19 protein-coding genes are annotated in these 23,806 nt (G+C 65.5%); 8 read left to right on the forward strand and 11 right to left on the reverse strand.

Annotation, left to right across the window (positions count from 1 at the left end; translation table 11 throughout):
• The first annotated feature begins 186 nt into the window (after positions 1-186).
• The 3 genes from gcvT (at position 187) to gcvP (ending at position 4,657) form a co-directional block, all read left to right on the forward strand.
• Positions 187-1,269: a glycine cleavage system aminomethyltransferase GcvT gene (gcvT, locus tag AAHM40_RS03075; protein ID WP_342243358.1), complete on the forward strand. Its 1,083-nt coding sequence runs from the start codon at positions 187-189 to the stop codon at positions 1,267-1,269.
• Positions 1,270-1,312: 43 nt separating this feature from the next.
• Entirely contained in the window at positions 1,313-1,702 is a 390-nt protein-coding gene (gene gcvH, locus AAHM40_RS03080) for a glycine cleavage system protein GcvH (RefSeq protein WP_137821938.1), read from the forward strand.
• A gap of 78 nt (positions 1,703-1,780) precedes the next feature.
• Positions 1,781-4,657, forward strand: a complete 2,877-nt coding sequence (gcvP, locus tag AAHM40_RS03085; protein ID WP_342243359.1) for an aminomethyl-transferring glycine dehydrogenase — start codon at positions 1,781-1,783, stop codon at positions 4,655-4,657.
• 244 nt (positions 4,658-4,901) lie between these two features.
• Here the strand turns inward: gcvP and AAHM40_RS03090 are convergent, their stop codons facing one another.
• The 6 genes from AAHM40_RS03090 to AAHM40_RS03115 form a co-directional block, all read right to left on the reverse strand.
• The gene (locus tag AAHM40_RS03090; protein WP_342243360.1) at positions 4,902-5,210 is read right to left on the reverse strand and encodes a DUF2388 domain-containing protein; all 309 of its coding nucleotides are present in this window, start codon (positions 5,208-5,210) and stop codon (positions 4,902-4,904) included.
• 103 nt (positions 5,211-5,313) lie between these two features.
• A complete protein-coding gene (locus AAHM40_RS03095) occupies positions 5,314-7,620 on the reverse strand; it encodes a tetratricopeptide repeat protein (RefSeq protein WP_342243361.1) in 2,307 nt (768 codons plus the stop codon).
• Between the two features lie 144 nt (positions 7,621-7,764).
• Positions 7,765-8,211, reverse strand: a complete 447-nt coding sequence (locus AAHM40_RS03100) for an NfeD family protein (protein WP_280285337.1) — start codon at positions 8,209-8,211, stop codon at positions 7,765-7,767.
• 4 nt (positions 8,212-8,215) lie between these two features.
• Positions 8,216-9,136 carry an SPFH domain-containing protein gene (locus AAHM40_RS03105; protein ID WP_280285338.1) on the reverse strand — a complete coding sequence of 307 codons (921 nt, stop codon included), beginning with the start codon at positions 9,134-9,136 and terminating at the stop codon, positions 8,216-8,218.
• Positions 9,137-9,206: 70 nt separating this feature from the next.
• The gene (locus AAHM40_RS03110) at positions 9,207-10,991 is read right to left on the reverse strand and encodes a GspE/PulE family protein (RefSeq protein ID WP_342243362.1); all 1,785 of its coding nucleotides are present in this window, start codon (positions 10,989-10,991) and stop codon (positions 9,207-9,209) included.
• A 103-nt stretch (positions 10,992-11,094) separates the two neighbouring features.
• Complete coding sequence (locus AAHM40_RS03115; protein ID WP_342243363.1) at positions 11,095-11,409, reverse strand: hypothetical protein; 315 nt, start codon at positions 11,407-11,409, stop codon at positions 11,095-11,097.
• Between the two features lie 126 nt (positions 11,410-11,535).
• On the opposite strand from AAHM40_RS03115, the gene AAHM40_RS03120 reads away from it, so the two are divergent.
• Entirely contained in the window at positions 11,536-12,012 is a 477-nt protein-coding gene (locus tag AAHM40_RS03120) for an Lrp/AsnC family transcriptional regulator (RefSeq protein ID WP_342243364.1), read from the forward strand.
• 106 nt (positions 12,013-12,118) lie between these two features.
• Here the strand turns inward: AAHM40_RS03120 and AAHM40_RS03125 are convergent, their stop codons facing one another.
• Both AAHM40_RS03125 and AAHM40_RS03130 read right to left on the reverse strand, forming a co-directional pair.
• The gene (locus AAHM40_RS03125) at positions 12,119-12,805 is read right to left on the reverse strand and encodes a DUF502 domain-containing protein (protein ID WP_342243365.1); all 687 of its coding nucleotides are present in this window, start codon (positions 12,803-12,805) and stop codon (positions 12,119-12,121) included.
• Positions 12,806-12,820: 15 nt separating this feature from the next.
• Positions 12,821-14,185, reverse strand: coding sequence for a CYTH domain-containing protein (locus AAHM40_RS03130; protein ID WP_342243366.1), 1,365 nt, complete (start codon positions 14,183-14,185; stop codon positions 12,821-12,823).
• A gap of 136 nt (positions 14,186-14,321) precedes the next feature.
• On the opposite strand from AAHM40_RS03130, the gene argE reads away from it, so the two are divergent.
• Positions 14,322-15,461 (forward strand): acetylornithine deacetylase, encoded by a 1,140-nt coding sequence (argE, locus tag AAHM40_RS03135; protein WP_342243367.1) that lies wholly within the window; start codon positions 14,322-14,324, stop codon positions 15,459-15,461.
• Between the two features lie 134 nt (positions 15,462-15,595).
• Positions 15,596-16,894: an amino-acid N-acetyltransferase gene (gene argA, locus AAHM40_RS03140; RefSeq protein WP_342243368.1), complete on the forward strand. Its 1,299-nt coding sequence runs from the start codon at positions 15,596-15,598 to the stop codon at positions 16,892-16,894.
• A 94-nt stretch (positions 16,895-16,988) separates the two neighbouring features.
• Here argA and gshA read toward each other — a convergent pair whose 3' ends face one another.
• The 3 genes from gshA to AAHM40_RS03155 all read right to left on the reverse strand — a co-directional run bounded on the left by gshA (position 16,989) and on the right by AAHM40_RS03155 (position 21,427).
• Positions 16,989-18,575 (reverse strand): glutamate--cysteine ligase, encoded by a 1,587-nt coding sequence (gshA, locus tag AAHM40_RS03145; protein ID WP_342243369.1) that lies wholly within the window; start codon positions 18,573-18,575, stop codon positions 16,989-16,991.
• A 150-nt stretch (positions 18,576-18,725) separates the two neighbouring features.
• Complete coding sequence (locus tag AAHM40_RS03150) at positions 18,726-19,109, reverse strand: PaaI family thioesterase (protein ID WP_342243370.1); 384 nt, start codon at positions 19,107-19,109, stop codon at positions 18,726-18,728.
• Between the two features lie 2 nt (positions 19,110-19,111).
• Positions 19,112-21,427 (reverse strand): Tex family protein, encoded by a 2,316-nt coding sequence (locus AAHM40_RS03155; protein WP_342243371.1) that lies wholly within the window; start codon positions 21,425-21,427, stop codon positions 19,112-19,114.
• A 221-nt stretch (positions 21,428-21,648) separates the two neighbouring features.
• Between AAHM40_RS03155 and ompR the strand changes: the two genes are divergently transcribed.
• Together ompR and AAHM40_RS03165 are read left to right on the forward strand one after the other, a co-directional pair.
• A complete protein-coding gene (gene ompR, locus AAHM40_RS03160) occupies positions 21,649-22,380 on the forward strand; it encodes an osmolarity response regulator transcription factor OmpR (RefSeq protein ID WP_028626795.1) in 732 nt (243 codons plus the stop codon).
• A 43-nt stretch (positions 22,381-22,423) separates the two neighbouring features.
• A complete protein-coding gene (locus tag AAHM40_RS03165; RefSeq protein ID WP_342243423.1) occupies positions 22,424-23,737 on the forward strand; it encodes an ATP-binding protein in 1,314 nt (437 codons plus the stop codon).
• The last annotated feature ends 69 nt before the right edge of the window (positions 23,738-23,806 follow it).

Here is a 23,806-nt window from a genome sequence, read left to right on the forward strand (position 1 = left end):
GAACAGGGGCCCTTGCCGATTTTCCGACCCATGGTCACACCGTTCGCGCCCTGCTGGCTGGAGTGTCCAGTGCCTCACCTTGCGGCTACAATGCGCGCCATTCGTTGCGGCCTACCCTGCTGCGGCAGCGGAATTTTCCGCGCCCAGGGCCTGCCGCATCCTCGCCAAGCCCGGAAGGAGAAACCCATGGGACAGCGCACTCCATTGCACGACCAGCACCTGGCGCTGGGAGCCAAGATGGTCGATTTCGGCGGCTGGGACATGCCGCTGCACTACGGTTCCCAGGTCGAAGAGCACCACCAGGTGCGGCGCGACTGCGGTGTCTTCGACGTCTCCCACATGACCGTGGTGGATGTCTCCGGTGCCCAGGCCAAAGCCTGGCTCCAGCACCTGCTGGCCAACGATGTCGAGCGCCTGCAGGCGCCCGGCAAGGCCCTCTACAGTGCCATGCTCAACGAGCAGGGCGGGGTGATCGACGACTTGATCGTCTACCTCACCCAATTCGGCTACCGCCTGGTCGTCAATGCCGCTACCCGCGACAAGGACCTGGCCTGGATGCAGGCTCGCTGCCAGGGTTTCGATGTCCAACTGACCGAGCGCGCTGACCTGGCCGTACTCGCCATCCAGGGTCCCAGTGCCCGTGCCAAGGTCGCCGAACTGTTGAGCACCGAACGTGCCGCGCTGATCCACGAGCTCAAGCCCTTCCAGGGCCTGCCCGACGGTGACTGGTTCATCGCCCGCACCGGCTACACCGGCGAAGACGGTCTGGAGATCATGCTCCCTGCCGACCAGACCGCCGGGTTCTTCAACGAGCTGGTGGGAGCCGGTATCGCTCCCATCGGCCTTGGCGCCCGCGACACCCTGCGCCTGGAAGCCGGCATGAATCTCTACGGCCAGGACATGACCGAAGAGGCGTCCCCGCTGGTGTCCAACATGGCCTGGACCATTGCCTGGGAGCCCGAAACCCGTGACTTCATTGGCCGCCAGGCCCTGGAAGCCGAGCGCGCTGCCGGTGTGGCCAGCAAGCTGGTCGGCCTGGTACTGGAGGAGCGCGGCGTGCTGCGTGCCCATCAGGTGGTGCGGGTGGAAGGCGTGGGCGAGGGCGAGATCACCAGCGGCAGCTTCTCCCCGACCTTGAACAAATCCATCGCCATGGCGCGCGTGCCGATGGCCACCGGCGATCGCGCCGAGGTGGAAATCCGCGGCAAATGGTTCCCGGTCCGCGTTGTGCGGCCGAACTTCGTGCGCAATGGCAAAGCCTTGATCTAAATTTGCAGGCGGGCCATCCGCCACAGTCTCTGAGGAACTCGACATGAGCAACATCCCCGCTGATCTGCGTTACGCCCCCAGCCACGAGTGGGCCCGTCTGGAAGCCGATGGCACCGTTACCGTGGGTATCTCCGACCACGCCCAGGAGGCCCTGGGTGACGTGGTCTTCGTCGAACTGCCGGAAGTCGGCAAGACCGTTGCCGCTGGTCAGGAAGCTGGCGTGGTGGAGTCGGTGAAGGCTGCCTCCGATATCTATGCGCCGATCGGCGGTGAAGTGATCGCGGTGAACGAGGCGGTCAGCGACGCCCCCGAAAGCGTCAACAGCGATCCGTACGGTTCCTGGTTCTTCAAGCTCAAGCCGAGCGACGTGGCCGAGTTGGACAAGCTACTCGATGCCGCTGCCTACAAGGCCGCCGCCGACGCCGATAGCTGATTCTCCCGCTATCCTTCAAAAAGCCTCGCTAGTCGAGGCTTTTTGTTTTTCTGAAGAGGCCAAACGAGGTTCTGCCCCATGTCCCAGATGCCCTCGCTGTCCCAGCTCCAACTGCCCGACGCCTTCCTCCGCCGCCACCTGGGCCCGGACGAGGCGGAACAGCAGGCCATGCTCGAGGCCCTGGGTCTCGCCAGCCGCGACGAGCTGATCGTGCAGACGGTGCCGCCGGCGATTCGCCTGAATCGGCCCCTGGACCTGCCGCCGGCGTTGGATGAACAGCAGGCCCTGGCCAAGTTGCGTGGCTACGCGGAGCAGAACCACCTGTGGACCAGCCTGATGGGCATGGGCTACTACGGCACGGTCACGCCCACCGTGATCGTGCGCAATGTGTTGGAAAATCCCGGCTGGTACACCGCCTACACCCCCTACCAGCCGGAAATCGCCCAGGGGCGGCTGGAGGCGTTGCTGAACTTCCAGCAACTGACCATCGACCTCACCGGCCTCGATCTCGCCAGCGCGTCCTTGTTGGACGAGGCCACCGCCGCCGCCGAAGCCATGGCCCTGGCCAAGCGCGTGGCGAAATCGAAAAGCAACCTGTTCTTCGTCGACGAAGACTGTCACCCGCAGACCATCTCGGTGGTGCAGACCCGCGCCCAGGCCTTTGGCTTCGACCTGGTGGTGGCCCCTGTGGATAACCTGGCGCAACACCAGGTTTTCGGCGCATTGCTGCAGTACCCGGACACCCATGGCGAAATCCGCGACCTGCGGCCCCTGATCGAACACCTGCACGGCCAGCAAGCGCTTGCCTGCGTCGGCGCCGACCTGCTCAGCCTGCTGCTGCTTACCCCACCCGGGGAGCTGGGCGCCGACGTGGTATTCGGCTCGGCACAGCGCTTCGGCGTGCCCATGGGCTATGGCGGGCCCCATGCGGCGTTCTTTGCCACCCGCGACGACTTCAAGCGGGCCATGCCGGGACGGATCATCGGCGTCTCCAAGGACGCCCGGGGCAATGTCGCGCTGCGCATGGCGCTGCAGACGCGCGAGCAACACATTCGCCGTGAGAAGGCCAACTCCAACATCTGTACGGCCCAGGTACTGCTGGCCAATATCGCCAGTTGCTACGCCGTCTATCACGGCCCCGAGGGGCTGAAGCGCATCGCCCAGCGGGTCCACCGGCTTACCACCATCCTCGCCGAAGGGCTGGCGCGCCGGGGCATCCAGCGCGACAACCAGTACTACTTCGATACGCTCACCCTGGATGTGGGCGGCAGCCAGACCGCCATCATCGAATCGGCCAAGGCGGCGCGCATCAACCTGCGCATCCTCGGCCGTGGCAAGCTGGGCGTCAGTCTCGACGAGACCTGTACGGCCGACACCCTGGAGCAGCTGTTCTGCATCTTCCTCGGCGCCGACCACGGCCTTTCCGTCGCCGAGCTGGACGAGTCGGTGCTGGTCCCGGGTATTCCGGTGGAGCTGCAGCGCAACACGGGCTATCTCAGCCACCCGGTATTCAACGCCCACCACAGCGAAACCGAGATGCTGCGCTACCTCAAGCAGCTGGAGAACAAGGACCTGGCGCTGAACCAGGCGATGATCCCGCTGGGCTCCTGCACCATGAAACTCAATGCCACCAGCGAGATGATCCCCATCACCTGGCCGGAGTTCGCCAACCTGCACCCTTTCGCCCCCCGCGAACAGGCTCTGGGCTACAAGCTGATGATCGACGAGCTGGAAGACTGGCTTTGCGCGATTACCGGTTTCGATGCCATCTGCATGCAGCCCAACTCCGGCGCCCAGGGTGAGTACGCCGGGCTGCTCGCCATCCGCCGTTACCACGAGAGCCGCGGCGAGGGGCACCGCAATATCTGCCTGATCCCGGCTTCCGCCCATGGCACCAACCCGGCGTCGGCGCAAATGGCGAGCATGCGCGTGGTGATCGTCGAGTGCGACCAGGACGGCAACGTCGACCTGGAAGACCTCAAGCTCAAGGCCGGTGAAGCCGGCGGCCAGCTGTCCTGCCTGATGGCCACCTACCCGTCGACCCACGGCGTATACGAGGAAGGCATCCGCGAGATCTGCGAGGTTATCCACAGCCACGGCGGCCAGGTCTATATGGATGGCGCCAACCTCAATGCCCAGGTGGGCCTGGCGCGACCGGCAGATATCGGTGCCGACGTTTCCCACATGAACCTGCACAAGACCTTCTGCATTCCCCACGGCGGTGGCGGGCCGGGCATGGGGCCGATCGGCGTGCGTGCGCATCTGGCGCCCTTCGTCGCCAACCACCCGGTGATCGAGCTGAAGGGGCCGAATCCGGAGAATGGTGCGGTCAGTGCAGCGCCCTGGGGCAGTGCGAGCATCCTGCCGATCAGCTGGATGTACATCGCCATGATGGGGCCGGAACTGGCCGATGCCACCGAAGTGGCCATCCTCAGCGCCAACTACCTGGCCAAGCAGCTCGGCGATGCTTACCCGGTGCTCTACAGCGGGCGCAATGGCCGGGTGGCCCACGAATGCATCCTTGACCTGCGACCGCTCAAGGCGGAAACCGGCATTTCCGAGGAGGACGTTGCCAAGCGCCTGATGGACTACGGCTTCCATGCCCCAACCATGAGCTTCCCGGTGCCGGGCACGTTGATGGTCGAGCCCACCGAGAGCGAAAACAAACACGAGCTGGACCGCTTCATCGAGGCGATGCTGAGCATCCGGGCCGAGATCGCCAAGGTGCAGGCGGGCGACTGGCCGGCCGAGGACAACCCGCTCAAGCGCGCACCGCACACCCTGGCCGACGTGGTCGGTCACTGGGAGCGCCCCTACAGCATCGAGGAAGCCGTCACCCCCAGCGCCCATACCCGCGCCCACAAGTACTGGCCGACGGTAAACCGGGTGGACAACGTCTACGGCGACCGCAACCTGTTCTGCGCCTGTGTGCCGGTGGATGACTATCGCGAGTAGGCAAGTTCCCGGGCTGTGTCGGCTTTTTCTGAAGTCTCGCCCATGGCGTTGACCTGACCCGGGACGGGCGTCAAGGTGTGCCCCGCACTTTGCCCAAGTGGACGCTCGTCAGCGTGGGACGTGTTCATCATGTGCTGCCGGTGTGGGTAGCAACCCCTGAGCCCCGCTGCATGGCGGGGCTCTTTTTTTGTCCGGAGATAACGCCCGCCGCGCATGGCTGGGCGATGCGCGGCGGCGTCGGGGATCACTCTTCGGCGGCAACAATCGCGCTCGCCAGCTCACCGTCACTGGCTTTCAGGTCCGGGTGCTCGCTGCGGATGCGCTGCAGCGCGGCCTCCAGGTACGGGCCGCGAATCTCGCCGCCGCTGGCGACGAAGCTGCTGGCGTCGTCGCGGGCCGCGACTATCAGCTTATCGTCCTTGAAGGTCAGGTAGGTGGAGGCGGTGGTGGCGCCGGACGAAATGACGTCGCGCCAGAAATCACTGTCGGCCATGGCCGACCCCACGGGCAGGGCGATCAGGGCGAGAGCGGCGGCATACAGGCGAGTGCGCATGGCGGTTACTCCGATTGCAGGTGGACCTGAACCATCAGATTCGGCCGTCTTTAGCGGAGTTCAACCTGGCTGCCAGCCGGTCATGGCGTCTCGCCAGCCCGGATCATTCCCGACGCAGTGCGGGGTCGTCGGGGTTCTGCTGTTCCAGTTCCGCCAGCAGCGCCTGGACTTTCTGGATCTGTCCGGCTTCGCGCCAGTAATTGATCAGCGCCAGGCGTGCCTCGCGGTTGGCAGGGTCGCGCTCCAGCAGCCCCTCCAGGCGGTGGCCGGCGGCTTCCAACTGGCCGCTGTCGTGGAGGGCTACCGCGTAGGCGTAGTCGTACGCGACGCTTTTCGGCTCCAGCCGAACCGCCTCGGCGAAGGCTTTGAGGGCGGCGGGCAGATCGCCCTTGCGGAGTAGCAACAGGCCGTTGGCGTGCTGCAGCAGTGCCGATTGCGGATGCTCCCTGATGGCCTGCTCGAGCAGGGCGCGGCCTTCTTCCCAGCGGAAGTTGCCGTCCAGCCATTGCACCAGGACAACCAGGGCCGGCAGGTAGGCCGGGTCGCGCTGCAGCGCGGTGCGCAGGCGCGACTCCACCTGGTCGGCGCGGCCGTCGGCCTGGTACAGCAGCGCCAGGTTCAGATTCGCCTCAGCACGATCCTGCAGGCTGAGCTGTGCCGCTTCGTACTCGGCAATGGCCTTGCTCCAGCTCTTCTCGTAATTGCCCAGGCCCGTGGTGCGCATGCCCAGCAGCTCGCGGGCTGCGGCGATGCGCACCGCGCGCACCGGGTCATTCAGCAGGGGGGCCAGCAGATTGCGGCGCTGCTCCGGCGGCACCAGGGCGCCCACTGCCCTGACCGCCGCCTCGCGCACCTGTGGCGCCGGATGGGGCAGATCCCGGGCGGCAGCCTTGAGGGCGCGCTCGCTGGGGTAGGTGGGCAGCTCGGCGAGCAGGGTGGCGCGGCGAATGGCCGGCAGGTCGCGGGATTCCAGTTGCTGGTAGAGCGCCCGCGAGGCCCCTGGTCGGCCATTGCGGATCAGCCACAGGCTCTCGTCGTAGCGCGTCGCGTTGACCTTGCCTTCGCCGTACCAGAGGCGGAACTGCTCGGCGACCGTGTCGCCCGGCTGGTTGCGGTGGCAACCCAGGCAGGCATCCGTGGTACCCAGACGCAGGGCGCGGGCCGGGTTGGGCAGGGTGAAGCCGTGGTCGTGGCGGTAGTCGTTGCCCAGGAACAGCTTGCCCGGCATGTGGCAATCCACGCACTGCGAACCGGCCTCGCCCTGGGGGTGGTGGTGATGCTCGGGGTTGTCGTAGTTTTTCGCCTTCAGGCCCTTGCCGTCGATGCCCTCGATCCCGGCCTTGCCCGACGGGTTGTGGCATTGCAGGCAGAGGCCGTTGCCCGGCACCTTGAGGGCTGTGCTGTGGGGATCATGGCAGGTGCTGCAACGCAATCCTTTGGCGAACATCCGGCTCTGGGCGAAGGCAGCGTATTCGTGCACTTCGTCCTTGATCTTGCCGTCCAGCTCGAAGAGTTCGCGGGTCAGCGCGCTGGGCAGATAGTCGTCCATCAAGCGCTTGTCGTGGTGATAGCCGTCATCCAGGGGCACGCGACGGGAATGGCAGCGGGCGCAGGTTTCCACCGACTTGATCCGGTCCGCCCGCGTCAGGTCGAGATCGAATCCGGCGTTGGCCGCCTTGAGCTTCTTCGTCGCCCAGTCGAGGTGCCGGGAAGCCGGGCCGTGGCAGGCCTGGCAGCCAACGCCGAGGCTGTTCCAGTGGCTGGCGTAGCGGTCGCTGGCCGGGTCGTAATTGCGCTGGTAGCCAGTGGTGTGACATTCCACGCAGAGGACGTTGGCGTTCTGCTGCGAACGGCTCCAGTGCTGCGGATTCCTCGCCTCCACGCCCTGACCCGGCTGCAGCTTGAACCAGGTGCGCTGCTCCACGTCCCAAGCCACGTCCAGCGCTTGCAGGCGACCGCCGGGGGCGTCGACCAGGTACTGCTGCAGCGGCGCAACGCCGAAGGTATAGGCGACGCGGAAATCCGCCGGCTTGCCATCTGCGCCGGGGGTACTGACCCAGAAGCCACCGTCCTTGCGGAAGAAACGGGTGGTTTCCTGATCGCTCTGGAAGGTCGACTCGTTGAAGTCGCCTTGTACGTTGGCGTCGTTCGCTGCCTGCATCGCCAGTCGATGGTGGCTGGCGTGCCAGTCACGGGCCTGCTGGGTGTGGCAGCTGGCGCATTGCGCTTCGTCGACCATGCTGGCCGGCTGGTCGCTGGCCTGGGACGGCGCCTTGCCCGGCAGGGCGTCGCTTCCCCCTTTGACGAACAACCAGACAGCCAGGCCGATCAATAGCAGCAGGCCCGCGAGGACCGGGTAGACGGGGCGCCGGACAGGCCGGCGCGGGGGAATCGGGTGGTGCTTCGACATGCAGACGTCCGCTGTACTGGCAAGCGTGCTTCACGGTGGTGTGCAGGTTCCGTGAATGCCCCGGAGGCCGTCAAGGCTGTCTGATGATGCGCCCGTGGATGCTTACCTCACCCAAACCTAAGCAGGTGGTCTGCCCGCTGGACGTCACGCCGGCTCAACCTTGAGCAGTACGCCGTCCTGGCCGATGACCCGGACCTGGCTGCCGGCCGGCAGGTCAGGGCCGACCACCAGCCAGACGGAGTCGCCGGCGCGGATCTTGCCCCGTCCACCGCTGATGGCTTCATGCAGGGCGAACTCGCGGCCAATGAACTCCTGTCCGCGCTGGTTCAGGCCGGGCTGCGCGGAGGGTTTGGCGGCGCTGCGCTGGCGCTGCCACCAGTACACCGCGGTGAAGATCGAGAGCACGCCGAAGAGCAGAAACTGGATGGCCCAGTGCAGCTCCGGGACGATGAAGGTGAGCACGCCGACGCTGGCCGCAGCCACGCCTACCCACAGCAGGTAGCCGCCGGCGCCGAAGACTTCGAGGATCAGGAGCAGGGTGCCCAGGGCCAGCCAGTCCCAGTAGGTCAGGTGCTGGAGGTAGTTCCACATCGGTTCAGCCCTTCTTGCTGTCGAAGGTGGCGCGGACGATCTCGCCGATACCGCCCACGGCGCCGATCACCTGGCTGGCTTCCAACGGCATCAGCACCACTTTGCTGTTGTTGGCACTGGCCAGGTTGCCCAGGGCCTCGACGTACTTCTGTGCGACGAAGTAGTTCACCGCCTGCACGCTGCCCTGGGCAATGGCGTCGGACACCATGCGCGTCGCTTCGGCTTCGGCCTGGGCACCCCGTTCACGGGCCTCGGCCTCAAGGAAGGCGGCAGCGCGCTGGCCTTCGGCCTTGAGAATCTGTGCCTGCTTCTCGCCTTCGGCGGTGAGGATTTCGGCCTGGCGACGACCCTCGGCTTCGAGGATCTGCGCGCGCTTGAGGCGCTCGGCCTTCATCTGGCTGGCCATGGCTTCCACCAGGTCCGCCGGCGGGGTGATGTCCTTGATCTCGATGCGGGTGACCTTGATGCCCCAGGGCGCGGTGGCTTCATCCACGGTGCGCAGTAGGCGCTCGTTGATCGAGTCGCGCTGGCTGAGCATGGCATCCAGCTCCATGGAGCCGAGCACGGTGCGGATGTTGGTCATCACCAGGTTGCGGATGGCGTGCTCCAGGTCGTTGACCTCGTAGGCAGCCTGGGCGGCGTTGACCACCTGGAAGAAGCACACGGCGTCGATGGTGACGATGGCGTTGTCGGCGCTGATGGCTTCCTGCGGCGGGATGTCCAGCACGCTTTCCATCACGCTGAGCTTGCGGCCGATGCGGTCCATCACTGGCACGATGATGTTGAGGCCCGGTTTCAGGGTATTGGTGTAGCGGCCGAAGCGCTCCACGGTCCACTCGAAGCCTTGTGGCACGACCTTGAAACCCATAAACACGATCGCGATCGCAAGGACGACGAAGAGGATGACGACACTGCCGATTTCCATGGGGAAAGCTCCGTTTGCTGGCTGTGATTCTTGTTGGTCGGGGCCCCTCCGCCCCAAGCCGACAAGGATTTCATTTCTGCTCGCTTTGTGGCGTGACCCGCAGCACTTCTTCGATGGTCGTCAGGCCTGAGGCGACCTTTTGCGCGCCAGACAGGCGTAGGCTGCGCATGCCTTCCTTGAAGGCGGCACGGCGCAGGGCGATCAGGTCGGTGTCGGCCGTGATCATCGGCTTGACGGCATCGGACAGCAGCATGATTTCGTATACCCCGGCGCGGCCACGGTAGCCGGTATCGCGGCATTCCAGGCATCCAACAGCGCGATGGGCGCCGGTGGGCAGCGGTGCGCTCCAGGGTTTGGTCAGGTTGTTCCAGTCGTCCTCGGCGAGCTCCATCGGGGCCTTGCAATGCGGGCAGAGTGTGCGCACCAGGCGTTGGGCCATGACCCCGAGCAGGGTGGCGCGCAGCAGGTAGTAGGGCACGCCCAGCTCCAGCAGGCGAGTGATGGCGCTGGGTGCGTCGTTGGTGTGCAGGGTGGATAGCACCAGGTGACCGGTGAGGGCGGCCTGGATGGCCATTTCGGCGGTTTCCAGGTCGCGGATTTCGCCGACCATGATGATGTCCGGGTCCTGCCGCATCAGTGCACGCACACCACTGGCGAAGGTCAGGTCGATGTTGTGCTGCACCTGCATTTGGTTGAAGGCGCCCTCGATCATCTCGATGGGGTCTTCGATGGTGCAGACGTTCACCTCGCTGGTGGCCAGTTGCTTGAGCGTGGTGTAGAGCGTTGTGGTCTTGCCCGAGCCGGTGGGGCCGGTGACCAGGATGATGCCGTTGGGCTGGTTGGTCATGCTCTGCCAGCGGCGCAGGTCGTCCTGAGAGAATCCGAGCTGGTCGAAGCTCTTCAGCAGCACTTCTGGGTCGAAGATCCGCATCACCATCTTTTCGCCGAAAGCGGTGGGCAGGGTAGACAGGCGCAGCTCCACTTCGCCGCCGTCCGGGGTCTTGGTCTTGACCCGACCGTCCTGGGGCTTGCGCTTCTCCGCCACGTTCATCCGCCCGAGACTCTTCAGGCGGCTGACGACGGCCATGGTGACCTGAGGCGGGAACTGATAGACGGTATGCAGCACGCCGTCGATGCGGAAACGCACTGTGCCCTGTTCGCGGCGCGGCTCGATGTGGATGTCGCTGGCGCGTTGCTGGTAGGCGTACTGGAACAGCCAGTCGACGATGTTGACGATGTGCGCGTCGTTGGCGTCCGGCTCCTGGTCGCTGGCGCCGATCTTCAATAGCTGCTCGAAGTTGCCGACGCCGCTGGTCTTCTGGTCCACCGTGCTGGCGCCGCTGACCGATTTGGCCAGGCGGTAGAACTCCAGGGTGAATTTCTGGATGTCGATCGGGTTGGCTACTACCCGCTTGATCGGGCGCTTGAGCACATGGGTGAGGTTGCTTTCCCAGCTCTGTACGAAGGGCTGCGCGCTGGCGATGGTCACCGCTTCGCTGTTGACGGCCACAGCGAGGATCTTGTGGCGCTGGGCGAAGGCGTAGGACATCAGCGGGGTGATGGCGGCGACGTCGATCTTCAGCGGGTCGATGCGCAGGTAGGGCTGGCCGGCGTGCTCGGCCAGCCAGTGACTGAGGGTCTCCAGGTCGAGCTTCTTGCCGGGGCGCTTGAGGTCGTCCACCTGCTGCGCGGCGAGAAACTCCAGGGGGTGCTGCTGGTTGTTCACCGCGCTGCGGCGAATAGCCAGGCAGTGCTCGGCCTGGTCCTGGCTCAGGCGGCCCTGGGCCACCAATTCGCGCATCAGGTCGTTGAGGTCCAGCCAACGGTCCTGGGCGGGTGAGGCAAAGGCGGACATGCAAGCTCCTCGGTCACGCTTCTCAGTCTGGAAGAGTAGTCAATCGCTCTTCTCGCGGGACGGCAAGCATGCCCGAATTGCCAGCATTCGGCTAAGCGCTGGATCAAGGAACGGAAGCCTGTTCCAGCTCAACCGAGAACACGCTGACCAGCGAGCGCATTTTCTGCGCGATGACTTCCGCCCGATGCGGCGTCAGCCCCGGTTGGCGCAGTTGCACCAGCAGGTTGTCGCCCAACTGGTTGACCTCCAGCCAGCGCGGCACCAGCTGCAGCTGGGCGAAGAAGGCGAGCAGGCGACCGAGGATGTCGGCCTCCGCCTCGGCGAGGATGGCGAACTGCATCTCGCCAGCGTGGAGCTTGGCGGTGCGCGGGTGCCAGTGGTCTTCGCGGAGGGCGGGGGCGGTCTGCAGGCTGAGCATGGAAGATTCCTCGGTAGGGATGCCGATAGTTTTCCAGCCTGAATGGGGATTTTTCTGCCTGAATTGCGATGGTTGGTAAAGTATTTGGATAAACTTTCCGGGTAACTCGAAAAGCCGGGAAAATTTATGTCCATCACTCTGGATGTCTACGACAAACGCATTCTCGACCTGCTGCAGGAGGATGCCAGCCTGTCCACCGCCGAGATCGCCGAGCGGGTGGGGCTGTCCCAATCGCCCTGCTGGCGGCGCATCCAGCGCCTGAAGGATGAGGGCGTGATCCGTTGCCAGGTCACCCTGCTGGATCGCCGCAAGGTCGGCCTCAACGCGCAGATCTTTGCCCAGGTGAAGCTCAACGCCCACGGCCGCTCCAACCTCACCGAGTTCGCCGAGGCCATGCGCCAGTTTCCCGAGGTGCTGGAGTGCCATGTGCTGATGGGCGCAGTGGACTTCATGCTGCGCATCGTCACCCGCGACATCGAGGCCTACGAGCGCTTCTTCTTCGAGAAGCTGTCGCTGGTGCCGGGAATCCAGGAGGTGAACTCCATCGTGGCGCTGTCGGAGATCAAGTCGACCACCAGCTTGCCGGTGGGGCAGGGGTTGTAGGGGCGATTTCAATCGCCGGGGGCAGCGCGGCTGACCTATCAGGCTCAACCTGATTGGCGAACCTTCGGCTCGCTTGGCGAATGAATTCGCCCCTACAAAAGAGTTCTCAGGGGGCCTTGTCGCCGTCCGTCAGTACCATCGGCTCCTTCGCCAGCTTCCCTGCCTGGTGCGGCGGGGAGAGCCCCATGGACAGGTAGATGCCAGTCAGCCCGTCGACACCCATATCCGCCGGGCGCACCCATTCCACCGGGACGTAGATCAGCCCGCCGCCCACCGGGATAGGCGCGGTGGGCACGAGCACGGCGCAGTACTGGCGGCCTTCCAGTTCGAAGGATTCCGAGCTGGGGCGCAGCGCCAGCACGGCTGCACCGTCACCGCCGAAGAAGCACCAGACCGGGCTCATGGCGGCGATGTCGGCGTTCTTGCTGCGATCCAGCAGGCCGACGAAACGGTCGGCCAGGCTGTACAGGCTGCCCACCAGCGGCGCGCGGCGCAGGGTCATGTCCAGTAGCCAGGCCAGCGGCCGGCGCAGGCCGAGCTGCACCGCCAGGCCCAGGGGATAGAGGCTGCCCAGCAGCACCAGGGTGCCGACCAGATACGCCAGCACCGGATTGCTGGCGAAAGGCTGGCCGAGAGCACCGAGGAGCTGGCCGATCACCGTGGACGGCCCCACCAGCGTGTTCAGCAGGCTCACCAACCAGGCCAGCAGCGCCAGTGTCAGCACCAGCGGCAGCAGGGCCAACAGGCCGGTCAGCCAGGTGGTGACCACGGAGCGGAAGCTTTGCCTGAGCATGGTGGCGTTTCCGTTTTACTTGGCCAGTGCCTTCCAGCTGCGCAGGCTGATCAGGGTCTGCGCCTGCTCGCCGCGTGCGGCCAGTACTTCGCCGTCCAGCGGCAGGGCCGCCAGCTCAGCGAACTTGGACAGCTCGCCATAGGCGCGGTCGACCTCCGGCACGTCCAGCACCTGGCGCGCCAGGCGCAACCAGACCAGCAGGCGCTCGATGCGCGGCAACTGCTCGGCCAGGTCTTCGGGCTGGCGCTTGTAGCGCTCCAGTTTCAGGGCCTCGGCTTCCTCGCTCAGTAGGCGCGGCAGCCAGTTGCCCAGCGGTGCCTTGCCCTGGCGATTGCCGCGCTCATTGCGTTCGACGGTCCAGGCGCGGGTCAGTAGCCAACGGGATGTATTCAGGGAGAACAGGCCCCAGCGGGTGCCCTGCAGTTCTTCGGCGAACTGTTGCGGCGCGCCGTGGCGCACGGCTTCGTCCAGCTCACCGGCTTGGAGACGCGGGCGCCAGTCCTTGAGCAGGGCATCCAGGGTTTCGCGCAGTTCGTGGCTGCTTGCGCGCGGGGCGGCCTGGCCCAGGCTGCCGATCAGGGCGCGCAGGTCGATCAGTTGCTGCAGCCAGTCCACCAGTAGCTTCCAGTGGCCATTGAAGCGGTACTGCTCGGCCAGGCGCTGGCTGCTGCCCAGCAGGTGCCAGGCGAGCGCGGCGAAGGCGTCGTCCAACGACTGTTCCGCCGACAGTGCGGGTGCCGGCAGGCTGAGGTGATAGCTGTTGGCGTCATGGAGGCGGTATCCGCGCTCGGCCTTGCTGATATCGCAGGGCATCAGCGGCAGGTCGGCGGCCAGTTCGGCGGCCAGTTCCAGCAGGGCCTCAGGTTCGCCCTGGCGCAGCTCCAGCTCCAGCTCGCAAATCTCTTCCTGGTGCTTGCCGGCGATCACCTTGCCCAGGTCCAGGGCTGCTTCGATCACCACCTTGGCCTTGCCGCGACCCCAGGCGATCTCGGCGCGGTCGCGATTGAAGTCGGTGGTGAAGATCGGCTTGAGCTGCTTCTTGTCCAGTTCGGCCAGGCTGGCGGGCCAGCAGTCGTCGGTGAGTTTCTTCGGGTCCAGCTTGGCCTTGTCCAGGAACCAGTCCCATTCGTTGCGCTCGGACAGCCCGGCGACGCTCTGGCCACGGGTCTTCAAGGTCTGGATGAACTGTTCGCCGTCACGGCGCAGGCGCAGGGCCACGCGTGCCTGGGCCAGGTCGCGCTCGGGCGTGTCGAAGTACTGGTTGAAGAGTTCGCGGCGTTCCCAGCCGGACTTGTTGCGCTTCTTCAGCAGCGGGTGGTCGCGCAGGGCTTCCAGGGTCTCGCGGCTGGCGCGAAGCTTGATTTCGGTCTCTTTGTTCATCGCCGGGGTCTTTAGACGCAGCCAGGGGGTGGCTACCAAGGCGGTGAAGTTTACAGGACAGGTCCGCACCTTGCCGCAGCGGTTTCACCGCGCGCGGGCTGGGCCTATGATGATCCTTCGTCCGAGGAGGTCCCCGATGCCCGTTCCAGACCTGAAATCGCAGTTCGCCGCGCTGATCGCCACGCCATCGGTGAGCTGCACCCAGCTCAGTTGGGACCAGTCGAACCAGGCGGTGATCGAGTTGCTGGCCGGCTGGCTCGGCGACCTGGGTTTCCGTTGTGAGATCCAGCAGGTGGCGCCCGGCAAGGCCAACCTGCTGGCCACCTACGGCTCGGGCCCCGGTGGCCTGGTGCTGGCCGGCCACAGCGACACGGTGCCCTTCGATGCCGCCCTGTGGAAAACCGACCCGCTGAAACTCAGCGAGGTGGGCGACCGCTGGTTCGGCCTGGGCAGCTGCGACATGAAGGGATTCTTCCCGCTGGCCATCGAGGCCGCACGCGGCCTGCTGGACCAGCCGTTCCGCCAGCCGCTGATCATCCTCGCTACCTGCGATGAGGAAAGCTCCATGGCCGGTGCCCGGGCCCTGGCCCAGGCGGGGCAGCCGCTGGGTCGCGCGGCGGTGATCGGTGAGCCAACGGGCTTGAAGCCCATCCGCCTGCACAAGGGCGTGATGATGGAACGCATCGAGATCCTCGGGCAAAGTGGCCACTCCTCCGACCCGAGCCTCGGCCACAGCGCCCTGGAAGCCATGCATGCGGTAATGAGCGATCTGATCGAATTACGCGGCGAATGGCAGCAGGAATTCCGCAACCCGCAATTCACCGTGCCGCAGCCCACCCTCAACCTCGGTTGCATCCACGGCGGCGACAACCCCAACCGCATTTGCGGCCAGTGCAGCCTGGAGTTCGACCTGCGCCCGTTGCCGGGTATGAACCCGGACACCCTGCGTGCGGTGATCCGCCAGCGCCTGCGGCCGGTGGCCGAGCATTACCAGGTGAAGATCGACTTCAAGCCGCTGTTTCCGGCGGTGCCGCCGTTCGAGCAGTCGCCGGAAAGTGATCTGGTACGCGTGGCCGAGCGTCTTACCGGGCATACCGCGCAGGCGGTGGCCTTTGGCACCGAAGCGCCGTATCTTCAGCAGCTCGGTTGCGAGACCCTGGTACTCGGCCCCGGCGATATCGCCTGCGCCCACCAGCCCGACGAGCACCTGGAACTGTCACGGATCGAGCCTACCGTTGCGCTACTGCGCCAGCTCATCCAGCATTACTGCCTTTAATCCGCTACCACGTACTGATCGAGAGGGTTTCCGTTGATGCTCATGCGACGACGATAACGCGCCGCCTTACTTTCATTCCCAGAACCGCTGGGAGTCGCACTCGTCATTTCGCTTAACCAAAGGCTCACGGAACCATGCCTGATTACGTCAACTGGCTGCGCCACGCTACCCCCTACATCAATGCCCACCGGGACTGCACCTTCGTTGTGATGCTGCCCGGCGAAGGCGTCGCTCACCCGAACTTCGGCAACATCGTCCATGACCTGGTGTTGCTGCACAGCATGGGCGTACGCCTGGTGCTGGTGCATGGCTCGCGTCCGCAGATCGAGGCGCGCCTGGCTGCCCGCGGCCTGACGCCGCATTTCCATCGTGACCTGCGGATCACGGACGGCCCGACCCTGGAATGTGTGATCGATGCCGTGGGCCAACTGCGCATCGCCATCGAGGCGCGCCTGTCCATGGATATCGCCGCGTCACCCATGCAGGGCTCGCGGTTGCGGGTGAGCACCGGCAACTTCGTCACCGCGCGGCCCATAGGCGTGGTCGACGGCATCGACTATCACCACACTGGCGAAGTGCGCCGGGTGGACCGCAAGGGTGTCGGCCGCTTGCTGGACGAGCGCACCATTGTGCTGCTGTCACCACTCGGCTACTCGCCCACCGGGGAAATCTTCAACCTCGCCTGCGAGGACGTCGCCACCCGCGTGGCCATCGACCTGGGAGCGGACAAGCTGATCCTGTTCGGCGCCGAGCGCGGTCTGATCGACGAGTCCGGCAAATTGGTGCGCGAACTTCGCCCGCAACAGGTGCCGCCGCACTTGACCCGTCTTGGCAACAACTACCAGGCCGAGCTGCTCGATGCGGCCGCCCAGGCCTGTCGCGCCGGGGTCAAGCGCAGTCACATGGTCAGCTACGCCGAAGATGGCTCGCTGCTCACCGAGCTGTTCACTCGCGACGGTGGCGGCACCCTGGTGGACCAGGAGCAGTTCGAGTCCCTGCGCGAAGCCACCATCGACGACGTCGGCGGCTTGATCGACCTGATCACCCCGCTGGAGGATCAGGGCATCCTGGTGCGCCGCTCGCGGGAAGTGCTGGAGCGGGAGATCGAGCAGTTCACCATCGTCGAGCGCGACGGGCTGATCATCGCCTGTGCGGCGCTCTATCCTATCGCCGACTCCGACACCGCCGAGCTGGCCTGCCTGGCGGTCAACCCGGAGTATCGCCACGGCGGCCGCGGCGATGAACTGCTGGAGCGTATCGAGGAACGCGCCCGTGCCATGGGGATGAAGACCCTGTTTGTCCTCACCACCCGCACGGCGCATTGGTTCCGCGAGCGCGGCTTCCAGCCTAGCGGCGTCGAACGCCTGCCGGCTGCGCGGGCGTCGCTGTACAACTTCCAGCGCAATTCGCAGGTGTTCGAGAAAACCCTCTGAGCTCTGCCCGAGCGCCTCACTCTCATGTGGTGGGGACTGCTTTCCCGTAGGGGCGAATGAATTCGCCCCTACGGGAGATGTCCCTGCAGGCTGATCAGTTGCTGATCAACCCCAGGATGCTCGCCTGGTAGGCGGCGACGAAGGTGTCGAAGTCCACTTCCGGTTCGGCTTCCAGCCGTGCCTGTTCATCCAGGGACGCGCGGGCCATGGCTTCGAAGCGGGCCTGGTCTTCGGCGCTCAGCGGTTGGCTGCGGAAGTACTCGGCATGCTGGCGGCTGTGGCGCATGGCGAATTGGCTGAAGCTTTCGTTGCGTTCGCGCAATTCGGCCAGCACCTGGGCCGACGGGGTCAGCGCCGGGTCGGCGACCTTGGCACGTTGGGCGGCCAGGGCCTGCGAGTGAGCTTCGCCACCCTGGGCGGCGTCCAGCAACTCGGCGGTGCGATTGATGCGGTCGAGCAGCTCGGTGGCCCACTCGGTCAGGCCGACGGCATGGCCGTGGCGTTGCAGTTGCAGACCCGGGCGTCGGCCTTCCTTCACCACACGCTGGAAGTTGTCGGTGGCGCAACCGCATTCCTCGCCGGCCATCGGCGGGCTGTCCTGCAGGGCACAGAACAGCAGGAATGCATCGAGGAAGCGCGCTTCGGTCAGGTCGATACCCAGCGGCAGGAAGGGATTGATGTCCAGGCAGCGCACTTCCACGTACTGCACGCCACGGGCCATCAATGCCTGGATCGGACGCTCACCGGTGTAGGTGACGCGCTTGGGACGGATCGACGAGTAATACTCGTTTTCGATCTGGATCACGTTGGTGTTCAGTTGTACCCACTCGCCGTCCACTTTGGTGCCGATCTCGGCGTAGGGCGGGTAGGGTGTGGACACGGCCTGACGCAGGCTCGCGAGGTAGCTGTCGAGGCTGTTGTAGCAGGGCGTCAGGCCGGCCTGGGCGTTGTTCTGGTAGCCCAGGTCGCTCATTCGCAAGCTGGTGGCGTAGGGCAGGTAGAGGGTGTCGGCATCCAGGCTGTCGAGGTCGTGCGGGTGGCCGCGCAGGAAGCTCTTGTCCAGGGCCGGAGCCGCGCCGAACAGGTACATCAGCAGCCAGCTGTAGCGGCGGAAGTTGCGGATCATCGCGATGTAGCGCGCCGACTGGTAGTCGCGGTCGCTCTGCGGATCGCCTTCGGCCTGCTTCAGCAGCGGCCAGAGCGCTTCTGGCAGGGAGTAGTTGTAGTGGATGCCGGCAATGCACTGCATGGTCTTGCCGTATCGCACGGCCAGGCCCTTGCGGTAAACGTACTTCAGGCGGCCGATGGGCGAGGTGCCATAACGGGCGATCGGGATGTCTTCCTCCGGCGGCAGCCGGCAAGGCATGGACGGGCTCCAGAGCAGTTCGTCGCCGAGCTTGTCCACGGTGAAGCGATGGACCTTTTCCAGGTCCGCCAGGGTCTGCGCCGGATCGGTCTCGGCCGGAGTGATGAACTCCAGTAGGGATTCGGAATAGTCCGTGGTGATCTGCGCATGGGTCAGGGCCGAACCCAGGGCGGGGGAGTGTGGCGTCAGCGCCAGTTGGCCATTGCCATCGACCCGCAGGCATTCACGCTCGATGCCATGCAGGCAGCGGGTGAGCAGGGGCAGGTTGGCGCGCTCGCCGAGCAAGGCCAGGCGGCGGGAAAGAAGATCGCTCAATTTGGAATCCTTCACGCGTCGGTCGCCCCAATATGGGGGTGGACCAAGCTGTCTACAAGAGGCGGACTTTGCCGCCGGCCGAAATACTTTTCCCGCCGGCGGCTCGCGTTGTCGCTTTGTCCAGAATAGAGCGTTGTCGCTGCCCCGCTGTTACAGCTGAGCGAAGGTGCCTTGTCCCTTGGCGACCAGTTTGTCGCCTTGCAGGACATCCGCTTCCACCACCAGGGTGCGCTTGCCGGCGTGCAGCACGCGTGCCTTGCAGATCACTTCACCCTCCGCAACCGGACGGATGTAGTTGATCTTGCACTCCAGGGTGGCGCTGCGCCGGTCGAAACCATGCGTGCTGGTGCAGGCCAGCCCCATGGTGATGTCCAGCAGCGAGAAGATGGCCCCGCCATGCATCACCTGCCCCCGATTGCGCAGGTGCTCTTCCATGGGCAGGCGCGCCTCGGCGACGCCGTCGCCAAGGCTCAGCGGCTCGATGCCCAGCAGCTTGCTGTAGGCACTGGTGGTTTGCTGGTCGGTGAAGTCCATGGTCACTTCTTCTTGATCTGCTTGGCGTTGGCGAACAGCGAAGCCATGGCGCCGGAAGCCGGCGGTGCGCTCTGGCGGGGGGCGCTTTGCTGCTGGCGCGGCTGGCCGCCCTGGCGACCACCGCCACGCGGGCCGTCGACTTTTTCGCCGGGGGTGTCGCCCATGCGCATGGACAGGCCCACGCGGTTACGCGGGATGTCCACTTCCATGACTTTCACGCGGACGATGTCGCCGGCCTTGACCACTTCGTACGGGTCTTTGACGAACTTTTCCGACAGCGCGGAGATGTGCACCAGACCGTCCTGGTGGACGCCGATGTCGACGAAGGCACCGAAATTGGTGACGTTGGTCACCACGCCTTCCAGGACCATGCCGGGTGTGAGGTCCTTGAGGCTTTCCACGCCTTCCTGGAACTCGGCGGTCTTGAACTCGGGGCGCGGGTCGCGGCCGGGCTTGTCCAGTTCCTTGAGGATGTCGGTGACGGTGGGCAGGCCGAAGGTTTCGTCGGTGAACTTGGCCGGGTCCAGTCGCTTGAGGAAGCCGGAGTCGCCGATCAGCGAGCGGATGTCGCGGCCGGTATCGGCGGCGATGCGCTGCACCAGCGGGTAGGTTTCCGGGTGAACGGCGGAGGCGTCCAGCGGGTTGTCGCCATTCATCACGCGGAGGAAGCCGGCGGCCTGCTCGAACGTCTTCTCGCCCAGGCGGCTGACTTTCTTCAGCTCGTCGCGGGTCTTGAAGGCGCCGTTGGCGTCACGGTAGGTGACGATGTTCTGCGCCAGGGTGGCGTTGAGGCCGGAGATGCGCGCCAGCAGGGCGGCGGACGCGGTGTTCACGTCCACGCCCACGGCGTTCACGCAGTCCTCGACCACTGCATCCAGGCTGCGCGCGAGTTGCAGTTGGGACACGTCGTGCTGGTACTGGCCGACGCCGATGGATTTCGGGTCGATCTTCACCAGCTCGGCCAGCGGGTCCTGCAGGCGGCGGGCAATGGATACGGCACCACGCAGGGAAACGTCCAGGTCGGGGAATTCCTTGGCGGCCAGCTCGGAAGCGGAGTACACCGAAGCGCCGGCCTCGCTGACCATGATCTTGGTCATCTTCAGGGCCGGGTACTTCTTGATCAGTTCGATGGCGAGTTTGTCGGTCTCACGACTGGCGGTGCCGTTGCCGATGGCGATCAGGTCAACGCTGTGCTTGGCGCAAAGCTTGCCGAGGATGGCCAGGGTCTCGTCCCATTTGTTGTGAGGCACATGCGGGTAGACGGTGGCGGTGTCCAGCACCTTGCCGGTGGCGTCGACCACGGCCACCTTGCAGCCGGTTCGCAGGCCTGGGTCGAGACCCAGGGTGGCGCGCGGACCGGCCGGGGCGGCCAGCAGCAGGTCGTGCAGGTTGCGGGCGAAAACGTTGATGGCTTCGCTTTCGGCCGCTTCACGCAACTCGCCCATCAGGTCGGTTTCCAGGTGGGTGTAGAGCTTGACCTTCCAGGTCCAGCGCACCACTTCGGCCAGCCATTTATCGGCCGCGCGGCCCTGGTTGGAGACGCCGAAGCGCTCGCCGATCATCAGCTCGCACGGGTGCAGGGTGCCGGGCTGCTCTTCGCCAACCTTGAGGGCGATGCTCAGTACGCCTTCGTTGCGGCCACGGAAGATCGCCAGGGCACGGTGCGACGGTACGCCCTTGAGGTTCTCGTCATGCTCGAAATAGTCGCTGAACTTGGCGCCTTCCTGCTCCTTGCCGGCCACCAGGCGGGCACTGAGGGTGGCGTTGTCCTTGAGGAAGCCGCGCAGGTTGGCGAGCAGGGTGGCGTCTTCGGCGAAGCGCTCCATGAGGATGTACTTGGCGCCTTCCAGCACTGCCTTGACGTCGGCGAAGCCTTTTTCGGCGTCGATGAAACGCTCGGCTTCGGTTTCCGGGGTCAGGCTCGGGTCGTTGAACAGCGCGTCGGCCAGCTCGCCGAGGCCCGCTTCCAGGGCAATCTGGCCCTTGGTGCGGCGTTTCTGCTTGTAGGGGAGGTAGAGGTCTTCGAGGCGGGTCTTGGTATCGGCAAGCTTGATCTCGCGCTCAAGTTCCGGGGTCAGCTTGCCCTGCTCGGTGATGCTGGAGAGGATCGCGGTGCGGCGGTCCTCCATTTCGCGCAGGTAGCGCAGGCGCTCTTCCAGGTTGCGCAGCTGGGTGTCGTCGAGGCTGCCAGTGACTTCTTTCCGGTAACGGGCGATGAAAGGCACGGTGGAGCCTTCGTCCAGCAATTCCACGGCGGCGGCGACCTGTTGCGGGCGCACGCCCAGTTCTTCAGCGATGCGGTTGTTGATGCTGTCCATTGAAAACACCTGCATGGGCGGCAGCCCGGGCCGGGCCACGGAGGCTACCGCGAAATAACAGACCGGCGAGCCAGGGGCTCGCCGGTGATGAAAGGCGCCGCATTATAAACACCGAGTTTCAAAGGGTAGGGAACCGTTCGGGGAAAAATCTGCTAACAATGGGCAAGCCGCCGCACGCCCGTTGCAAGCGATAATGCGCGGCTTGCCGAACAGGAGAAAACATGAGCAGCAACCCGACCGCTGAAGGTGAAAAGATCCTCATCGTCGACGACGACGCCCGTCTACGGCGCCTCCTCGAGCGTTTTTTCGACGAGCAGGGCTTCCGTGTGCGTGCCGTGGAGAACGTCGAGCAGATGGATCGCCTGCTGGCTCGCGAACTCTTCAACCTGGTGGTACTGGACCTGATGCTGCCTGGCGAGGACGGCCTGTCGGCCTGTCGCCGGCTGCGCGCGTCCAACAACCAGGTACCGATCATCATGCTCACCGCCAAGGGCGACGAGACAAGCCGCATCCAGGGCCTGGAACTGGGCGCCGACGACTATCTGGCCAAGCCGTTCAACCCCCGCGAGTTGCTGGCGCGGATCAAGGCGGTACTGCGTCGCCAGGCGCCGCAAGTGCCGGGTGCCCCGGCCAGCGAGGACGAGAGCGTCAGCTTCGGCGAGTACGAACTGTCCCTCGCTACCCGCGAGCTGAAGAAGGGCGACGACGTGCAGATGCTCACCACCGGTGAGTTCGCCGTGCTCAAGGCATTGGTCCAGCACGCCCGCGAGCCGCTGACCCGCGACAAGCTGATGAACTTGGCCCGTGGCCGCGAATGGGACGCCCTGGAGCGCTCCATCGACGTGCAGATTTCCCGCCTGCGCCGACTGATCGAGCCGGACCCTTCCAAGCCGCGCTACATCCAGACCGTCTGGGGCGTCGGCTACGTGTTCGTACCTGATGGCAACAAGTGAACGCGCGGCGGGAGTTCCCGCCGCCGGGCAACCCAGGGTGGTGATGCGCACCCCCTACTGGTTCCCGCAGAGCTTCTTCTCCCGCACCCTCTGGCTGGTGCTCATCGTCGTGCTGTTTTCCAAGGCGCTGACCCTGGTCTACCTGATGATGAACGAAGACGTGCTGGTGGACCGCCAGTACAGCCACGGCGCGGCGCTGACCCTGCGCGCCTACTGGGCAGCGAGCGAAGAAGAGCGTCACGACCTGGCCAAGGCCGCCGGCCTCAAGCGGGTCACCCGCGATGCCGTGCCGGCCAGCGAGCAGCACTGGCCCTACAGCGAAATCTTCCAGCGCCAGATGCAGGCCGAGCTCGGTCCAGGCACTGAAGTGCGCCTGCGCGCCCAGAGCCCGCCGGCGCTCTGGGTCCACGCCCCGGAACTGGGGCCGGACTGGGTGCGCATCCCGCTCTATCCACACCCCCTGCGTGGTCAGCGCATCTGGAGCGTACTCGGCTGGTTCCTCGGTATCGGCCTGCTGTCCACTGCCGCTGCCTGGATCTTCGTGCGCCAGCTCAACGCCCCGCTCAAGCGTCTCGTCTTCGCTGCCCGCCAGGTCGGCCAGGGTCGCAGCGTGCGCCTGCCGGTGAGCGACACGCCGAGCGAGATGGCCGAGGTGTACCGCGCCTTCAACCAGATGGCCGAGGACGTCGAACGTGGTGCCCGCGAGCGCGAACTGATGCTGGCCGGTGTCTCCCATGACCTGCGTACGCCGCTGACGCGCCTGCGCCTGTCCCTGGAGCTGATGAGCAACGACTCCGAGCTGACCGAGGACATGGTCCGCGATATCGAGGACATGGACGCCATCCTCGACCAGTTCCTCGCCTTCATCCGCGATGGCCGCGACGAGCGCGTGGAAGAGCTGGACCTGGGCGAGCTGGTGCGTGAGGTGGTGATGCCCTACAACCAGCAGGACGAGCAGGTTCGCCTGTGCCTGGAGCCGCTGCCGCCGTTCCCGTTGCGGCGCGTGTCGATCAAGCGTCTGCTGGTAAACCTGATCGAGAACGCGCTGCGATACGGCGGCAACGGCGTCGAAGTGGCGGCCTTCCTGGCTGGCGATAACGCCGCGCCCTACGTGGTGCTGAGCGTGCTGGACCGGGGGCAGGGCATCGATCCTTCGGAACTTCTGGACATCTTCAACCCCTTCATCCGCGGCGACCGCGCCCGTGGTGGCAAGGGCACCGGCCTGGGCCTGGCCATCGTCAAGCGCATCGCCGCGCAGCACGGTGGTAGCGTCGAGCTGCGCAACCGCTCCGGTGGCGGCCTTGAGGCCAGGGTATGCCTGCCTTTAGGGCTCATGCTTCCCCGCGACGCGGTGTAGATTCCTACGAAACGGGGCCTGCGCTTCGGCCAGGCGTTGTCAGAAATCGGCTCAGACTGCTCATCAACA

It is taken from the genome of Pseudomonas sp. OTU5201 (genome assembly GCF_038440135.1).
GTDB lineage: Bacteria > Pseudomonadota > Gammaproteobacteria > Pseudomonadales > Pseudomonadaceae > Metapseudomonas > Metapseudomonas resinovorans.

Bases quoted from the DNA above. Each gene is read 5' to 3' on its own strand.
- ompR (WP_028626795.1), top strand. From the start codon at position 21,649: ATGAGCAGCAACCCGACCGCTGAAGGTGAAAAGATCCTCATCGTCGAC.
- gcvT (WP_342243358.1), top strand. From the start codon at position 187: ATGGGACAGCGCACTCCATTGCACGACCAGCACCTGGCGCTGGGAGCC.
- gcvH (WP_137821938.1), top strand. From the start codon at position 1,313: ATGAGCAACATCCCCGCTGATCTGCGTTACGCCCCCAGCCACGAGTGG.
- AAHM40_RS03150 (WP_342243370.1), bottom strand. From the start codon at position 19,109: ATGGACTTCACCGACCAGCAAACCACCAGTGCCTACAGCAAGCTGCTG.
- AAHM40_RS03095 (WP_342243361.1), bottom strand. From the start codon at position 7,620: ATGTCGAAGCACCACCCGATTCCCCCGCGCCGGCCTGTCCGGCGCCCC.
- AAHM40_RS03165 (WP_342243423.1), top strand. From the start codon at position 22,424: ATGCGCACCCCCTACTGGTTCCCGCAGAGCTTCTTCTCCCGCACCCTC.
- AAHM40_RS03155 (WP_342243371.1), bottom strand. From the start codon at position 21,427: ATGGACAGCATCAACAACCGCATCGCTGAAGAACTGGGCGTGCGCCCG.
- argE (WP_342243367.1), top strand. From the start codon at position 14,322: ATGCCCGTTCCAGACCTGAAATCGCAGTTCGCCGCGCTGATCGCCACG.
- AAHM40_RS03130 (WP_342243366.1), bottom strand. From the start codon at position 14,185: ATGAACAAAGAGACCGAAATCAAGCTTCGCGCCAGCCGCGAGACCCTG.
- AAHM40_RS03125 (WP_342243365.1), bottom strand. From the start codon at position 12,805: ATGCTCAGGCAAAGCTTCCGCTCCGTGGTCACCACCTGGCTGACCGGC.
- AAHM40_RS03100 (WP_280285337.1), bottom strand. From the start codon at position 8,211: ATGTGGAACTACCTCCAGCACCTGACCTACTGGGACTGGCTGGCCCTG.
- gcvP (WP_342243359.1), top strand. From the start codon at position 1,781: ATGTCCCAGATGCCCTCGCTGTCCCAGCTCCAACTGCCCGACGCCTTC.
- AAHM40_RS03115 (WP_342243363.1), bottom strand. From the start codon at position 11,409: ATGCTCAGCCTGCAGACCGCCCCCGCCCTCCGCGAAGACCACTGGCAC.
- AAHM40_RS03105 (WP_280285338.1), bottom strand. From the start codon at position 9,136: ATGGAAATCGGCAGTGTCGTCATCCTCTTCGTCGTCCTTGCGATCGCG.
- AAHM40_RS03090 (WP_342243360.1), bottom strand. From the start codon at position 5,210: ATGCGCACTCGCCTGTATGCCGCCGCTCTCGCCCTGATCGCCCTGCCC.
- AAHM40_RS03120 (WP_342243364.1), top strand. From the start codon at position 11,536: ATGTCCATCACTCTGGATGTCTACGACAAACGCATTCTCGACCTGCTG.
- argA (WP_342243368.1), top strand. From the start codon at position 15,596: ATGCCTGATTACGTCAACTGGCTGCGCCACGCTACCCCCTACATCAAT.
- AAHM40_RS03110 (WP_342243362.1), bottom strand. From the start codon at position 10,991: ATGTCCGCCTTTGCCTCACCCGCCCAGGACCGTTGGCTGGACCTCAAC.